This window comes from Psychroflexus longus, from assembly GCF_020164595.1.
GTDB classification, from domain to species: Bacteria; Bacteroidota; Bacteroidia; order Flavobacteriales; family Flavobacteriaceae; genus Psychroflexus; species Psychroflexus longus.
Genome location: NZ_JAIQZE010000015.1, coordinates 28,543 through 43,859, shown reverse-complemented (window position 1 = coordinate 43,859; position 15,317 = coordinate 28,543). Strand labels below are relative to the sequence as shown.

At 36.9% G+C, this 15,317-nt stretch carries 15 protein-coding genes and 1 tRNA gene; 10 read left to right on the top strand and 6 right to left on the bottom strand.

Annotated elements, in window-relative coordinates:
• Window positions 1-2: 2 nt before the first annotated feature.
• Window positions 3-905, top strand: coding sequence for a geranylgeranylglycerol-phosphate geranylgeranyltransferase (locus LB452_RS12295; protein ID WP_224462035.1), 903 nt, complete (start codon window positions 3-5; stop codon window positions 903-905).
• A gap of 246 nt (window positions 906-1,151) precedes the next feature.
• Here LB452_RS12295 and LB452_RS12290 read toward each other — a convergent pair whose 3' ends face one another.
• Window positions 1,152-1,835 (bottom strand): SCO family protein, encoded by a 684-nt coding sequence (locus LB452_RS12290; protein WP_224462034.1) that lies wholly within the window; start codon window positions 1,833-1,835, stop codon window positions 1,152-1,154.
• Between the two features lie 149 nt (window positions 1,836-1,984).
• Between LB452_RS12290 and rseP the strand changes: the two genes are divergently transcribed.
• The 4 genes from rseP (at window position 1,985) to LB452_RS12270 (ending at window position 4,265) form a co-directional block, all read left to right on the top strand.
• Complete coding sequence (gene rseP / locus LB452_RS12285) at window positions 1,985-3,349, top strand: RIP metalloprotease RseP (RefSeq protein WP_224462033.1); 1,365 nt, start codon at window positions 1,985-1,987, stop codon at window positions 3,347-3,349.
• A gap of 96 nt (window positions 3,350-3,445) precedes the next feature.
• Window positions 3,446-3,519: transfer RNA gene (locus LB452_RS12280), tRNA-Asn, on the top strand.
• 49 nt (window positions 3,520-3,568) lie between these two features.
• A complete protein-coding gene (locus tag LB452_RS12275; RefSeq protein WP_224462032.1) occupies window positions 3,569-3,874 on the top strand; it encodes a GIY-YIG nuclease family protein in 306 nt (101 codons plus the stop codon).
• 91 nt (window positions 3,875-3,965) lie between these two features.
• Window positions 3,966-4,265: a GIY-YIG nuclease family protein gene (locus tag LB452_RS12270; protein ID WP_224462031.1), complete on the top strand. Its 300-nt coding sequence runs from the start codon at window positions 3,966-3,968 to the stop codon at window positions 4,263-4,265.
• 71 nt (window positions 4,266-4,336) lie between these two features.
• Here the strand turns inward: LB452_RS12270 and LB452_RS12265 are convergent, their stop codons facing one another.
• Window positions 4,337-4,756: an HU family DNA-binding protein gene (locus LB452_RS12265; RefSeq protein ID WP_224462030.1), complete on the bottom strand. Its 420-nt coding sequence runs from the start codon at window positions 4,754-4,756 to the stop codon at window positions 4,337-4,339.
• A gap of 460 nt (window positions 4,757-5,216) precedes the next feature.
• Here LB452_RS12265 and LB452_RS12260 point away from each other — a divergent pair, with 460 nt between their 5' ends.
• The 5 genes from LB452_RS12260 (at window position 5,217) to LB452_RS12240 (ending at window position 12,161) form a co-directional block, all read left to right on the top strand.
• Window positions 5,217-6,059 (top strand): hypothetical protein, encoded by an 843-nt coding sequence (locus LB452_RS12260; RefSeq protein ID WP_224462029.1) that lies wholly within the window; start codon window positions 5,217-5,219, stop codon window positions 6,057-6,059.
• 42 nt (window positions 6,060-6,101) lie between these two features.
• Window positions 6,102-9,932, top strand: coding sequence for a T9SS type A sorting domain-containing protein (locus LB452_RS12255; RefSeq protein ID WP_224462028.1), 3,831 nt, complete (start codon window positions 6,102-6,104; stop codon window positions 9,930-9,932).
• Window positions 9,933-9,936: 4 nt separating this feature from the next.
• Entirely contained in the window at window positions 9,937-10,152 is a 216-nt protein-coding gene (locus tag LB452_RS12250; protein WP_224462027.1) for a hypothetical protein, read from the top strand.
• Between the two features lie 139 nt (window positions 10,153-10,291).
• Window positions 10,292-10,729 carry a ferritin-like domain-containing protein gene (locus LB452_RS12245; RefSeq protein WP_224462026.1) on the top strand — a complete coding sequence of 146 codons (438 nt, stop codon included), beginning with the start codon at window positions 10,292-10,294 and terminating at the stop codon, window positions 10,727-10,729.
• Between the two features lie 157 nt (window positions 10,730-10,886).
• On the top strand, window positions 10,887-12,161 hold the full coding sequence (locus tag LB452_RS12240) for a metal-dependent hydrolase family protein (protein ID WP_224462025.1): 1,275 nt from the start codon (window positions 10,887-10,889) through the stop codon (window positions 12,159-12,161).
• A 101-nt stretch (window positions 12,162-12,262) separates the two neighbouring features.
• Here LB452_RS12240 and LB452_RS12235 read toward each other — a convergent pair whose 3' ends face one another.
• The 4 genes from LB452_RS12235 to LB452_RS12220 form a co-directional block, all read right to left on the bottom strand.
• Window positions 12,263-12,439 carry a hypothetical protein gene (locus LB452_RS12235; protein ID WP_224462024.1) on the bottom strand — a complete coding sequence of 59 codons (177 nt, stop codon included), beginning with the start codon at window positions 12,437-12,439 and terminating at the stop codon, window positions 12,263-12,265.
• A gap of 92 nt (window positions 12,440-12,531) precedes the next feature.
• Window positions 12,532-12,699 (bottom strand): hypothetical protein, encoded by a 168-nt coding sequence (locus LB452_RS12230; RefSeq protein WP_224462023.1) that lies wholly within the window; start codon window positions 12,697-12,699, stop codon window positions 12,532-12,534.
• Between the two features lie 22 nt (window positions 12,700-12,721).
• Window positions 12,722-14,185, bottom strand: coding sequence for a magnesium chelatase (locus LB452_RS12225; RefSeq protein WP_224462022.1), 1,464 nt, complete (start codon window positions 14,183-14,185; stop codon window positions 12,722-12,724).
• Between the two features lies 1 nt (window position 14,186).
• Window positions 14,187-15,296 carry a vWA domain-containing protein gene (locus tag LB452_RS12220; protein ID WP_224462021.1) on the bottom strand — a complete coding sequence of 370 codons (1,110 nt, stop codon included), beginning with the start codon at window positions 15,294-15,296 and terminating at the stop codon, window positions 14,187-14,189.
• Window positions 15,297-15,317 lie beyond the last annotated feature (21 nt).

Here is a 15,317-nt window from a genome sequence, read left to right as displayed (position 1 = left end):
TCATGTCTCGAGAGAACAAACGCCTTTGGCTCAAATTTTTGAGTTTGTTCTCCGTTATTCGCGGTTATAACATTCTTATCATTATTATTGCCCAGTACCTGGCTTCCATATTCATTATGGCACATCATCTTCCTATCAGGCAAGTTGTATTGGATGTCAATCTTTTTTTAATCGTAATATCAACAGCATTAGCCATCGCTTCGGGATACTTAATCAATAATTTTTACGATTCCGAAAAGGATTTGATCAATCGACCTCAAAAAACACTACTTGACAACTACGTTAGTCAGAAGACAAAACTGGGCGTTTACTTTACACTCAACTTTCTCAGTGTCATCATCGCCAGCTACGTAAGTTTCAAAGCTGTTTTGTTTTACTCTATTTATATTTTCATCTTATGGCTGTATTCCCATAAGCTCAAACGCTATCCATTTTTAGGAACACTCACTGCCGGAGTAGTAGCCATATTGCCGTTTTTCATCATTTTTGTGTACTACAGAAATTTTGAAGAAGTAATTATCGTTCATGCGGTTTTCCTATTTTTTATCATCCTCATAAGAGAACTCGTCAAAGACCTGGAAAATCTAAAGGGTGATTTCACTTTAGATTACTCGACAATTCCGGTGAAATATAATGTGACCTTCACAAAGCGACTTATTTCCATTTTGGTGATTTCCACCATCATTCCAGCGCTTATCCTCGTACTATACTTCGACTCAGGTTACATGGATTATTACTTCCTCTTGTGTGTGGTGCTGCTCATCATCTTTCTATTTCAGTTGTGGCGGTCGGAGCAGAAAATCCACTATCTGGTCTTACACAACCTTCTCAAATTTGTCATCGTCTTAGGTGTTTTCAGTATTATGCTTATCGATATCGAAGAGGTTTTAAAAAGAATCTTCTAGAGGATTTATTCTGAATTTGTATCCGTTGGACTTAAAGTTTTGTGATAACCAGCTTAATTTGTGAAGATAGTTTTAGGTTAATATTCTAGAGCGTAAAGACAAGACTTCAGGTGAATGGTTTTCATCAGTGAAAACGTAAGTATTGAAGACTTATCGACAACAGGCGCTTACTTCTAAGTTTACTACGCCAAGAAAGCTTATTGTCGAAAAATATAGAGTTCTGCAGAGGTAAATTCCGAAGAAAAATTACTTTTCCTCAGGCAGATATTCCAACCTTAGGATATCGATATCCTCGATGAGTTTCTCTATCTCTTCAGGGTTGGTGCCATCGTAGAATCCGCGGATGCGTTTTTCCTTATCCACCAGTACAAAATTTTCTGTGTGCACAAGGTCGTAAGGTCCTCCATCGCCTTCGGTTTTGGAAGCCAGATATTCTTTTCTCGCCAGATTGTAGATTTGTTTTTTGTCACCAGTCACTAGGTTCCACTTACTGTCGATAACTCCTTTTTCTTTTGCATATTTTTTTAGCTGGGGAACGTCATCAATTTCAGGCGTTACCGAGTGGGAAAGCAACCTGATGTCACCGTCATTTTTGAACTCCTTCTGGAGTGTTTGCATGCTCTTAGCCATGTCTATACAAATACTCTGGCAGGTGGTAAAAAAGAAGTCAGCGACATAGATTTTGTCTTCATAATCTTCCTGAGTGATAGTATCTCCATTTTGGTTCACCAGCTTAAAATCTTTGACTTTATGGTATTTGCGAATGTACTGGACCGTCGTATCCACAAGATCTGCAGTCACCATGCTTGGCTGAAAAACAGGAAGTTTGGGAGTAGGTTTTAACTGGTTGTATATGAAGGAAATGATGATCGCTGAAAGGATGAGCATCACCACAAAGAAAAACTTGTATTTAGCAAAAAACTTAAGCATAGTTGTGTAATGTTTTGCAAAAATAACTCGAATGCTCCTCCTGTGATGTGTCATTGGTTACAATTATTTGTTAACTATGCGGGGTAGGGGGCCAAAAATTTTTTATGCACCGATAAAAGATTACTTTTGCGATTGAAAATTTCTAATTAATGGATCCATTTTTTATCAAAGCAGTTCAACTCCTTTTGAGTTTATCTATACTTATTGTATTACACGAGTTAGGTCATTTTATCCCGGCAAAACTCTTTAAAACCCGAGTAGAGAAATTCTATTTGTTTTTTGATGTGAAGTTCTCACTCTTCAAAAAGAAAATTGGTGATACGGTTTATGGTATTGGCTGGTTACCACTTGGTGGTTATGTGAAAATATCTGGGATGATCGACGAGAGTATGGACAGAGAGCAAATGGCGAAGCCGCCTGAGCCTTGGGAATTTCGTAGTAAGCCAGCTTGGCAACGACTCATCATTATGTTGGGCGGTGTGACTGTCAACATCGTATTAGGATTCCTCATTTATATGATGGTTCTTTTCGTTTATGGTGAAAACTATTTGTCTCCAAAAGTTTTTGATAACGGTCTTGAAAGCGCCGAAATTATGAAAGATTACGGTTTTATGGATGGTGACAAAATTTTAAGCGTTAATGGAGAACCTCTGCAAAGTCAGATCGACATCAATAAGTATTTATTGCTCAGAGATGTGAGTACAGTAGAAGTTGAGCACCCAACTGGTAATTCAGAAACCTTATCGATTCCTGAGGATATGGGTCAGCAGTTGTTCCAATCCGGTAGTTTTCAGCCATTTTCTCCGATTAAAAAACCTATGATTGATAGCGTATTGGCAGATTCTCCTGCAGATAAGGCCGGGCTTAAAAAAGGAGATATGATTACCTCCGTTAATGGTGAAAAGATCAATTACTGGCATGAATTCAGAAAAAAAATACAAGATAATAAAGGTGTTCCTGTTGAGGTAACTTATACGAGTGCCCCTCAGGAAAATCCTGGACTGGATAGAGAATTGGCTACAGAAGGACTAGGTAAAGTAAACGTTACAGCAGATGAAGATGGTCTTATAGGAGTCATTACTTCAGCTATAAGCGCAGATGACATTTTAACTAAGTCTTACAGCTTCGGAGAAAGCATAGGTGCTGGATTTGATTTTGCTTACTGGACACTCCATGATTACGTCGCACAATTCAAATATGTATTTACTAAGAAAGGAGCTACACAAGTAGGAGGTTTCGGAGCCATAGGAAGTTTGTTTCCTGATGCTTGGGACTGGAAAGCCTTCTGGACCACTACAGCGTTTATCTCGATTATTCTTGCATTCATGAACATTTTACCTATTCCAGCTTTGGATGGTGGGCATGTCATGTTCCTGCTTTATGAGATGATCTCCGGGCGTAAGCCTAATGAAAAAGTGATGGAATATGCCCAAATGATTGGTTTCTTTATACTTATAGCTTTGGTCTTGTTTGCCAATGGAAACGACGTCTATCGCTGGCTGACAGGAGAGTAATTATTTCAACATTTTTTTAAAAAAACGTTTTGTGAAACTAAATATTGGTTTATATTTGCAACCGCAAAACACAACAGTTCATTACATCATATAAATTCCCCCTTAGCTCAGTTGGTTAGAGCATCTGACTGTTAATCAGAGGGTCCAAAGTTCGAGTCTTTGAGGGGGAGCAAATAAAGCCTGATACGAAAGTATCGGGCTTTTTTGTTATCGATGCCAATGTTTTATTTCTATATCATATACTCAGAAAAGTTTGATAAATACTACACAGGATCTTCAATTGACCCTTGGAAACGATTAGAGAAACACAACAGCTCTTCATTCCATACATTTACGTCAAAATACAGACCTTGGGTTTTAAAAGCTGTCTTTGAAGCAGGATCTTCACGAAACGAAGCAGAGTCTGTCGAAAAATTTATTAAAAAGCAAAAGAGTAGACAATTACTTCTAAAGCTTTTAGAGCCTGAATTCATTCCTACCGGTAAGTTAGCTCAGTTGGTTAGAGTCCCGCACGTGCGGGATTGATCAGAGGGTCCAAAGTTCGAGTCTTTGAGGGGGAGCAAATAAAGCCTGATACGAAAGTATCGGGCTTTTTTGTTTTACATAAACCTTTAGGATGAAGCACCTTGTTTATATTTTATTTTCTAAAAAATTAAATAGGTTCTACATTGGTTATACTTCAAATATTGAGCAGCGGATGGCGTTTCATGAACAAGCAGAATCACATAAATTCACCTCAAATGCTAAGGATTGGGAATTGTTTTTAAAGATAGAATGTGCATCTAAAATGCAAGCTTTAGCTGTTGAGAAGCATATCAAAAAGATGAAAAGCAAACTCTATATTCAGAATTTAAAAATCTATCCTGAGATGAGAATAAAATTACTATATAAATACAACCAAGGTTCGCCCCGATAACTATCGGAGTTGAGGAGGAGCAAACAAAGCCTGATATGTACAGCAGCTCAATCGATAAAGTAACTTTGACCCTAAGGTTCTATATACTTTAATTTAGCCTTGGGATCAATCTTGAAATTTGTCGTATGCTTAAGCTCTCGTTTTAAATTTTTGTTGGGCTGGTAATTGATTTTTACGCGTTTGATGTCACTCACTTTACAGTCGATTGGAGAAGAATGGGCTTTGGCTTCAAGGCCTATTTTCAATGACCCCAGCCAGCCTAAGTCAACTTTATTTCCATCTTTCAACTGAAAGAGGATTTCCTCATTAAGCGCATTTAAGCATCCTATTACATCAGAGGTATTTAGGGTGCATTTATTACTGATGCGCCTTGCCAGTTCATCCATACCTATCGATCTGTTGTAAACTGCCTTTAAATGGTAGTTTGCAGAAGGATCAGCTTTCACTCCATTCCCTCGTTTGGAGATGGTACAGGTTATAAAATCATTCATAAGCACTTAGTTATTAATTCACCTGAGAAACTCCTCATTTAGTGTTGAGGTAAATATAAAAAGCTCTTGAGGTTTAATGCAAATAATGTACATTAATTAAATAAATAAAGTACATTATTTTAATATTTAATGTACTTTATTTTACTAAATGGTGAAGATGACTTCTAGTGAGCTTCTAATGAAACCTTCTTAAATACACTAAACTATTTAAGCGTCAAACTGTCTGTTTTTAGTTTTGGAGAAGCTCTGCTTTAAATTATTTTTTAATTGCTGAATTCAGCCTTTGTAACTTCAGCTATAAACTTTGTCTTCTTGTTAAACTGAGATTCAATTTATTTTTAATCAATAGGCAATATTTATAAAAATTATTGACTTTCAGTGAATTATATATTTGTATTTTGTTATTTTTGCAATTAAATTGCTTATAGCGCAATTAAAAAGTTTACCTAAATAATAGTCTATGAAAAAACATTTACTCCAGATTATACAAATACACATGAAGGCCTTCACATTAATTTCACTTATCTTTTTGATGGGCTTTAATGGTTATGCCCAGCAAGCAGGTGATTATAGGTCGGTAGGTGGTACTTCACAAAATCCAAAGCCCTGGCTAGATGCAGGTACCTGGGAAAAATACGATGGAACCACTTGGAACACTGCAACAGATTATCCTTTGTCAGCTACATTTTCTGGTACTGTTTTTATACAGCCTAATACGTTTGTTGTATATAATGTAACAAGCCAAACCAATGGTTTTAATTTGGCTGGAGCCATAATAATCCACGGTAACTTCTTAGTCAATATCCCAGAAAATTCAAATACAACTTTTGCTGGTGATATTGATGTATTTGAGTTAAATGCTGGAGGCGTTTTTAGAACAACTTTTTCAAACAACCCACAACTTGAAGTCCGTATAAATGAACTTTTCAGAATAAACGGAGGGGAGTTGAGGTATCAGGATGGCAAAAATAATTCTGCACTTTATATTGAGTGCAAAGGTGATGTGGAAGTCAATGGAGGGCTAGTGATAAATGACACTAATAGCGGATTGAACGATTCTGGATTGTATATGAGTGGAAATGGAACTCAGGCAAACCCTCAACATCTTAAGATAACTTCAAATGTATCAACTCTTGCCAGAAAGCTCTTTTTTGCAACCAGTAGCACTTACATCGTAGAAGAATATGCTGGAAGTATAGAGCAAAATACAGTCTCAGGTGAAATAGCTGATCCCAGGTCTGGCTATGTTGGTTTGCAGAACAAAGGAAATGTGTTAACTATAAATAATTCAAGTACGAATTGAGTAAATTTAAGTACAAATAAGACCGTAACTGACAGGCTTAGATTGCTGGGTGGTACTTTAAATAAAGGAACAAATGCACTGAATATTGCTACAGGAGCAACTATAGAACGTACAGGCGGAACTTTAAATGCAGCTCCTACTTCCTTTGGTACTAGCGTCAACTTGCTTTACAGTGACCATACCAGTGCAGTGACTATGGCAAATGAAGTGCCGACTGTAGATATTATAGAGAATTTTACCATCTCAAATCCTATTGGTATTGTTGCAGACCGTGATTTTACAATTAATGGAATACTCAATTTAGAAGTAGCCAATCCAAATGCGACTAATGGTTTGCTGGAATTGGTGAGAGATTATACGGGCTATGCTCAAACTCCATACGGCAGTGCTAATTTCGAAAACAGCACACAGCCGTTCAATGATTTGGATTCCTATATTTTGACCATGGGTGCTTCAGCTTCTACAGTAGGTATTGGGGATGTGACTGGCAAAATAAGGCGTACAAGTCTTGTAGAAAACACAACTTACGATTTCGGACATAATAACACCAGGCTCTCCTTCAGTTCTGTAGGGGGCAGTGCTATTCCAACGGCTGTAACCATGCTTGTGTCCAGAGGTGATTATGGTGAGCATGTTGATAATAGTGGAACTGTAGAGATCAATGGGACTACAGCCAGTCGTAATACAGTAAAGCGGCTATATCAAATACGACGAGAAGGTGGTTCACCTCAGTCTAGATTTACTGTGCGCTTTGCCTACCAGGATGGGGAGTTAAATGAAAATCCAGAAGCAGATCTCATCACCTGGGATCACCATTTGCCGTATAATGGGGTTACCCCTCACGAGCATGGCAGAACGAGTTTCAACAGTACTGAAAATTATGTAGAATTGAGTAATCATTCTGTCTTCTATCTGGCTGAAAAAGATGATACTACTTTCACTAAGTACTGGATGCTTTCAGAAAAAGAAAGCGAAGGAGATTATGTATGGATAGGAGCAGTTGATAATACACCTTCTGGCACCAACTGGAATGTTTTGTCCAATTGGAACGGAAGTCGTGTGCCGGATGAAACAGCAGATGTAACTATACCTGAGCCTTCAGTTGCAGCCTATAATCCAACTATAAATTCCACTAGTGGATATTCTCAGCCATCATCCACAGAAGTTACCACTGGTGAAGTAAGAATGCGGACAATAGAAATTGCCAGTACAGGTGTGCTTAACATAACAGGAGCTCCAAATATTTATCTTTATGGTGGACCTAACGAAGGTGGTGGTGGAATCAATTTTAGTACGATTTCCGCAAACGGCACGATAAATCCAGGTGAAAGTACAGTGCATTTGCTGGATGATGCAACTGCATCCACAGCGACGATTTCTGGTACGGCTGCTTTTTATAATTTAGTCGTTTCAGATAACGCCAACCTTGATGTTTTATCTAATGCTGAAATAGAAATTCTTAATAGTTTCTCACTTAATACAGGAGCAAGTGTAGATGCGATTACCCAGCCAAATACGATTCGGTATGCTGGAACTGACCAGACTATAACGGAAATTGGTGGTTATCATACTTTAGATTTATCCTCAACTGGAACTACGGTCTTGCCAGCTACTCTAGACATCTACGGTGATTTACTGGTCAATCAATCTACAGGACTGGATTTGGAACCAGTTGTCCTCAATTTTTTAGGCAGTACTCAGAATATTGAGTCAGGGTTGCTATCAAGTCTGTCTTTAGGAACTGTAACCGTTGACAATACAGATGCGGTAACATCAACTATTGCAAGTCTGGAGGTGAGTGATTTGAATCTGACTAATGGTGGTTTTAAAGTGGCTTCCGGAGCAGATTTAATCTTAAGCAGCTTATTAAATAGAACCAACGGACGTCTGGGAGGAAGCGGCACAATTGAGCTGGCTGGAGGTCCTACTACAACTACAATAGGATCTGGACTTTTTCTGAATGATGTTCACCAGGGTAACTTAACACTCAATGTAGCAAATGCAGACTTTACTATTGTTGACGGATTTGAAGTAAAAGGAGACCTCAATCTAACTGAAGGTGATGTGCCACTTGGCACACAAACTTTAAAGGTTGGTGGTCACCTTACCAAAACAAACGGTATCATCGATGCAAGTGCTGCAGTTATAGAATTTACCGGAGCAGGAAGTCAGTCTGTAGCTTCCGGTGCTTTTATTGATAATACAGTTAGTCACGTTAAGAATTCAGGAACAGGTGGACCAAACCTAAATAGTGAACTCAATATTACAGACTTGGTAGAAGTGAGTTCTGGTACTATTCAATCTAATGGAAATTTAAAGCTGCTTTGTGATTTTGGAACACCTCCAAAAACTGCTCAGGTTGCTGAGGTTGTTAACGGAAGCATTAGTGGAGATGTCGTAGTAGAGCAGTGCTATCCGGCAAGAAGAGCTTTTAGATTGATTTCCTCTTCAGTTAATACTTCATCATCCATTCGGGCAAACTGGCAGGAAGGTGCTAGCAACTATTTAGCCGACCCGAGTCCTGGATACGGGACTCATATAACTGGTAGCAAGGTAAGTGAAACCGATAATTCCCATAATAATGGTTTTGACTACACGCCCTCAGGCAACCCTTCGATGTTTCAATTTGACAATATAAACAGGCAATGGAATTCTGTAGCCGAAACAGAACCTCAAACGTTAGTGGCAGGAGTTCCTTACCGTTTGATGATAAGAGGTGGTAGAGACATAGATGTAATTAGTAATGAATCAACTCCTACTGATACTCGTTTAAGAACAACTGGTGAGTTATTGATAGGAAGTAATTTAGAATCAAATTTATCTGGAGATATAGATAAACTAAGTATTATAGGTAATCCTTATCAGGCTCAAGTTGATATGTATTCTGTATTAACAAATTCTACAAACCTTTCAACTACAGAATATTATATCTGGGATCCCACTTTAGGCGGTTCAACGGGTAGAGGGGCTTATGTGACCATAGATCCAGCAACTGGAGATAATGCTCTTAGCCCCAATACAGTTAATCCAGGTGATAAATTTTCAGATGCAAATCAATACATACAGCCTATGCAGGCAGCTTTTGTCAGAACTGTAGCTGAAGGAGGGGCATCAATTAATTTTCAGGAAACTGATAAAAATGTAAATCCAGCTCAGACAACCACCAAATCATTCTCTGAAAAAGAATATATCAATGTGATGTTGTTTGATGCCGATTCTTTTGCTGAAGGGAATACACCGTCAGATGGGCTTCGTATCAATTTTAATGATTCTTATAGTGTAACTGCTAAAGATGACTCTCCAAAACTTGGCAACCTTGACGAAAATTTAGTGAGAGTAGAAGGGAATCAGTATTCAGCTATTGAAAGACGACCTTTTCCTGTGGGTGAGGAGAAGTTGCAATTATTCATCAATCAATATACAAAGGAATCTTATGTGTTGAAGTTTGATTTGACGAGCAACTTAAACACTAAATTGTTTATAGAAGACAAGTACTTGAATGAGATGATTGAGATCACAAAGGCTAACGATACCTATAACTTTATGATTGATCAATCCGTTCCAGAATCTTTAGCTTCAAATCGGTTTAGTTTAGTGCTTGATCCTATTAACTTATCTACTGTAGATGAAGAATTAATACGCTTAAATGTTTATCCTAACCCAACTAAAGGCAGCTTTCAGATAAGCGGTCAGGACCTGGCCCAGGGAGCAGGTGTAGAAATTTATAATATACTTGGTCAGCAAGTTTATAAAAGGGATTTTAAAGGTCAGTCTACAATAGAGATTAATGACTTTAATTCTAATACAGGAATTTATCTAATCAAAATAGAAACAAATAAAGGGAAAACAACTCTCAAATTGGTTAAAGAATAAATATATGAAATTCAATTTTTCACGCTTTATAGCTTTAGTGTCAGTCATAATACTTTTATTAACACCCAAACTTAATTATGCCCAATTCGGGGATATAGGCTTTGAAGACACCGGAGGTACTGATGTTGATGATAGTGGAGCAGCAGCACCAATAAACGGCCTCATAGCAGTAGGACTTGTCGTCGGAGGTTATTTAGGAATTAGAACTCTAAGAAAGTAATGAAAATCAAAATTCATTTACAATTTTTCAAATCTTTCAACTATAAAAACCTGTTAATCCGAGTGTTAAACACTAAATAATATTTAAACATCTTCTATTATATATTTATATTATAGGAAATAAAAAATATTATTTTAATATGAAGTATACAGATAAGATATCAAATTTACTTAATGATTTATTAGAGAAGAACTATGATGCGGAAGCTGGATATGTTGCTGCCAAAGACAATGTAGAAAGTAGTCATCTTAAAGAATTCTTTAAAGATAGAGCGACAGATAGATACGATTTTGGTCATGAAATAAAAGAAGAGATAAGATCTTTCGGCTCAAAACCTGATAAGGGTACAAGTGTAAAAGGCGACGCTCACCGGGTATGGATGAATTTAAAATCCACGTTTGCGAGTAACAGCGATCAAGCGATTTTAGAAGAAGCTATTAGAGGTGAGAAAAAAGCTTTGGAAGATTACAATGAAATCCTAAAAGAAGCAGATCTCCCAATCTCTACAAAGACAGTGCTAGAAAATCACAGAAAAAAAGTTCAATCGGCACTCGATCAAGTGAAAACTATGAAATAATTTTTAATAGCGTTTTATTTTATAAATTTTAAAAGACTACTTTTTAGTAGTCTTTTTTTATGTGTAAATGGTATAAAATAGACAAAGCTCACAAACTTGTTGAGCGTAATAATTTTAGACTGAATTATTTCCCTATTTTTATTGAAAACAAAATCATATGAAATCAATATTCACATTTAGTCTTCTATTTTTCAGTTTTTTGCTCTCAGCTCAGCAAACTTATATCTATTGCGGGAACATAGTTGATGTGGAAAAAGGAAAAGTGTTGTCAGAAAAAACAATAATTGTTGAAAATGACCTCATAAAAGAGATCAAAAACGGCTTTACTAATGTTCCAGAGGGTTCAAAATTAATCGATTTAAGCTCTTCAACGGTACTTCCTGGATTGTTTGATATGCACGTGCATCTTGAGTCTGAAACATCAAAAGACAATTACATAAAACCGTTCAAGTTGAACGAAGCAGATGTTGCCTATGAAGCCCAGGTTCACGCTAAAACTACTTTGATGGCCGGTTTTACTTCGGTAAGAGATCTTGGTGGAACTGGAGTGAATACAAGTTTAAGGGACGCAATAAATAAAGGATTTGTGGTAGGGCCAACCATCTATTCTGCTGGTAAGTCCATAGCGACTACCGGAGGTCATGCCGACCCTACCAATGGCTATAAAGCAACTTTAATGGGAAGCCCTGGTCCATCAAAAGGAGTTGTCAACGGAACTTCAGAGGCTAGGAAAGCTGTAAGACAGAGATATAAAAACGGTTCTGACGTCATTAAAATAACTGCAACTGGAGGTGTGTTAAGTGTCGCTAAGAGCGGATCTAACCCACAGTTTTTTGAAGATGAGATCAAAGCCATTGTAGAAACAGCAAATGACTATGGGATGCTGACTGCCGCCCATGCTCATGGAGATGAAGGGATGCAACGTGCTATTAAAGCCGGTATTAAAACTATAGAACACGGTACCTTGATGTCTGAGGAAACTATGGAATTAATGAAGCAATATGACGCCTATCTCGTCCCAACAATTACAGCAGGTAAGAGCGTTGCCGAAATGGCTAAAATTGAAGGTTACTATCCAGATCTTGTCGTGCCCAAAGCTATAGCGATTGGACCAAAACTTCAGGGTACCTTCGAGAAAGCCTACAAAAAGGGAGTTAAAATTGCTTTTGGAACGGATGCAGGAGTGTTTAAACACGGATTGAATGCTAAAGAATTCGGGTATATGGTTGAGGTAGGTATGCCAGCTATGGAAGCTATACAGTCTGCTACACTTGTATCCGCAAAGTTACTAAAGGTAGATAAGCACTATGGATCTATTGATAAAGGTAAAAAGGCCGACATCATTGCAGTTGATAAAAATCCATTGGACGATATTTCAACATTGGAAAATGTAATTTTTGTCATGAAACACGGGGATGTTGTAAAGCAATAATTGTGATCTTATTCTGAACAATTCTTCAGTATAAAGGTCGATAACAAAAAAGTCTGTGTACTTCTACACAGACTTTTTTAATTAAAGATTTTTATAAATCATCACTCCTTATTTTGTTTTCGATCTTTCAAAATTTTAGCATACATCACGACAATATAGATGATAACCGCTAGTATAGCCAGATAAATCCAGTTTTCCTGAAAGAACTCAGAGAATTCTGAAGGTTTATAAGATTCACTATTGCTACCTGAAGGCTTAGGTAATTCACTTTGATACATAAATATGATTTTTAACTATTACTCTTTTCAGAATCATTAAATATAACAAAATGGAAATGTATCTAAGCCTAAGCTAGCTATCAAAGATTACCTTAATCTTTTTCCTTGTTTTTTGAAGACTTAGAATATTTTATGATCAATACAATTGCAATTATTAATAAAGCAATATAGAACCAGTTTTCCTGTAGAAACTCAGTAAATTCAAATGGACTGTAAGATTCGCTATTGCTACTTTCCGGTTTAGTTACTGTTGTCTGCATGGGTTTAATTTTAATCTAAAATTCAAAGTCCCTTGATGAAATTTCCAAGAGAATCTCCAAAATTAAGTTGTGTATCGACTTGATTTCTATCTAGCTTTTTATGAACTGACAATCCCCATAAAATGAATTCCATCCAAAAGAATTTTTCGTCAGGCTCATAATTTGAGACGTACTTATCGAGCATTTTCGCTAAAGGTTTAATTTTCGAAAGTGCTGATTCATACTCAGCATTAGAGTCATCTTCAAAAAATTGAATGTCGTCGTTGTCCAGAAACCATTTTAGAATCTCGTCATACGACTGAACTTCATCTTGCTTCTCTAGCTTCTTTATTTCAGGGAAAAAATTAGGATATAATTCCAGAATAGCTGCTTCAATGAGTTGTTGTGCTACAAATTCAGCTCCTTCTTCTTCGCCTTCATAAACCAATTCTACTTTACCAGTTATAGCTGGAACTATACCATTGAAATCGCTTAATCTTAAGCATGTTTTTTCATCACCATTGACGAGCGCTCTGCGTTCTGCTGTACTCATTAAATTTTCAAAGGCTGTAATGCTAAGTCTTGCACTTACTCCACTTTTGGCATCTACATAATGACTTTTTCTAGCCTCAATTGAAATTTGCTCCAATAAAGTCCTGGCTAAATCTGGGACAATTATGTTATCTTCTTTAAATTGAGAAAGTTTAGCTTCTTGCTTAGTGATTTGCTTTGCAATCTCAATATCTTTAGGATAATGGGTTAAGATTTGTGAGCCAATCCTGTCTTTCAAAGGAGTTACAATGCTGCCACGATTGGTGTAATCTTCAGGGTTTGCTGTAAATACAAACTGAAGATCTAACGCCAGTCTTAAGTTAAATCCTCTAATCTGAACATCACCTTCCTGTAGAATATTAAACAGAGCAACTTGAATTCTGGCTTGTAAATCTGGTAACTCGTTGATAACAAAAATGCATCGGTTAGCCCTGGGAATCATTCCATAATGTATCACTCTTTGGTCGGCATAGCTAAGCTTTAAGTTTGCAGCCTTTATTGGATCAATATCACCGATCAAATCAGCTACAGTAACATCTGGAGTGGCTAATTTTTCAGCAAAACGCTCGCTTCTGTGTAGCCAGTTGATAGGAGTATCATTTCCTTTCTCTTCTATAAGTTCTTTAGCATATATAGAAATGGGGTGAAAGGGATCATCATTAATTTCAGATCCTTTTACAATTGGTATATATTCATCGAGTAGATTAAGGAGTTGTCTAGCGATTCTTGTTTTAGCCTGACCTCTCAGACCTAAAAGATTTATATTATGTTTTGATAAAATCGCTTGCTCCAGTTGTGGTATGACTGTATGTTCATAACCATAAATACCTTCAAACGAATTTTTATCATTCTTTAAATTGAAAATCAGGTTGTTTCTTAACTCATCTTTTATAGATCTAGATGTGTAGTTGTTATCTTTTAATTCCCCAAGTGTCTTGAGAGCAGTTAATTGCATGTTATAATTTTTTTCGTTTGTTGTTTTCGTAATCTTCAAATATCATTTCGCCAAGACCTTTTAGTCCGGAGAAGTAAGCTCTTCCTTGGTTAGATTTTGTGAACTCCCTTACAAATTTTTGTAGGTAAGGGTCAGACGCAATCATGAACGTGGTAATGGGAATGTTTAATTTCCTGGCTTGAGCAGCCATGTTGTAACACTTCTTGGTAATAGTTTCATCGAGACCCGCGCTGTTTTTGTAATAACTTCCATCAGAGAGTTTTAAACAACTTGGTTTTCCATCAGTAATCATGAAGATCTGCTTGTTGGCATTTCTTTTTCTACCTAAAATCTTCATGGCTAGCTGTAAACCAGCAACTGTGTTGGTATGATATGGACCAACCTGCAAATAAGGCAGATCACCAATTTTCACAGGCCAGGAATCGTTGCCAAATACGATGATGTCTAAAGTGTCTTTGGCATATTTTGTCGTGATCATTTCTGCAAGTGCCATAGCTACTTTTTTTGCAGGAGTAATTCTGTCTTCTCCATATAAAATCATACTATGACTGATGTCGATCATAAGAACAGTGCTCATCTGTGTTTGGTGATGAGTATCATTAACGACCAAATCGTTTTCTGACATCATGAACTCATCAATTCCATGGTTGATTTGTGCATTTTTAAAACTTTCGGTCATGGAAACTTGATCAAATCCATCACCAAACTGGAAATCTCTTAAATCCCCTGTTTTATCTTCACCAAGTCCAGTGTGCTTAGTTTTGTGTTTGCCTGATCCACTTCTTTTGAGTTTACCAAAAATCTGCTCCAAGGCATGTTTTCTAATCGCCTGTTCTGTTTTATTGGTAATCTTCACGCCAGAATTCCCATCTGGTTTGATTTCTTCACGGATATATCCTTTACTTTTTAGATCCTCAATAAAATCGTCGATCGTGTAATCTTCATTAGTGATTTCGTATGCTTTATCAAGTTCTCTTAACCAATCTATCGCTTCATCAAAATCTCCTGAAGTATGTGTTATTAATTCCATGAAAATATCCAGAAGCTTATCGAATAAACTTGTGGTCTCTTCATAAGTTTTAAAGACTATTCCTTTTCTATAATTTGCCATACTTTAAAAGTAGTAGAAATA

Excerpts from the sequence above, each read along its gene's own strand:
- LB452_RS12295 (WP_224462035.1), top strand. The coding sequence starts at position 3 with ATGTCTCGAGAGAACAAACGCCTTTGGCTCAAATTTTTGAGTTTGTTC.
- LB452_RS12290 (WP_224462034.1), bottom strand. The coding sequence starts at position 1,835 with ATGCTTAAGTTTTTTGCTAAATACAAGTTTTTCTTTGTGGTGATGCTC.
- rseP (WP_224462033.1), top strand. The coding sequence starts at position 1,985 with ATGGATCCATTTTTTATCAAAGCAGTTCAACTCCTTTTGAGTTTATCT.
- LB452_RS12275 (WP_224462032.1), top strand. The coding sequence starts at position 3,569 with ATGTTTTATTTCTATATCATATACTCAGAAAAGTTTGATAAATACTAC.
- LB452_RS12270 (WP_224462031.1), top strand. The coding sequence starts at position 3,966 with ATGAAGCACCTTGTTTATATTTTATTTTCTAAAAAATTAAATAGGTTC.
- LB452_RS12265 (WP_224462030.1), bottom strand. The coding sequence starts at position 4,756 with ATGAATGATTTTATAACCTGTACCATCTCCAAACGAGGGAATGGAGTG.
- LB452_RS12260 (WP_224462029.1), top strand. The coding sequence starts at position 5,217 with ATGAAAAAACATTTACTCCAGATTATACAAATACACATGAAGGCCTTC.
- LB452_RS12250 (WP_224462027.1), top strand. The coding sequence starts at position 9,937 with ATGAAATTCAATTTTTCACGCTTTATAGCTTTAGTGTCAGTCATAATA.
- LB452_RS12245 (WP_224462026.1), top strand. The coding sequence starts at position 10,292 with ATGAAGTATACAGATAAGATATCAAATTTACTTAATGATTTATTAGAG.
- LB452_RS12240 (WP_224462025.1), top strand. The coding sequence starts at position 10,887 with ATGAAATCAATATTCACATTTAGTCTTCTATTTTTCAGTTTTTTGCTC.
- LB452_RS12235 (WP_224462024.1), bottom strand. The coding sequence starts at position 12,439 with ATGTATCAAAGTGAATTACCTAAGCCTTCAGGTAGCAATAGTGAATCT.
- LB452_RS12230 (WP_224462023.1), bottom strand. The coding sequence starts at position 12,699 with ATGCAGACAACAGTAACTAAACCGGAAAGTAGCAATAGCGAATCTTAC.
- LB452_RS12225 (WP_224462022.1), bottom strand. The coding sequence starts at position 14,185 with ATGCAATTAACTGCTCTCAAGACACTTGGGGAATTAAAAGATAACAAC.
- LB452_RS12220 (WP_224462021.1), bottom strand. The coding sequence starts at position 15,296 with ATGGCAAATTATAGAAAAGGAATAGTCTTTAAAACTTATGAAGAGACC.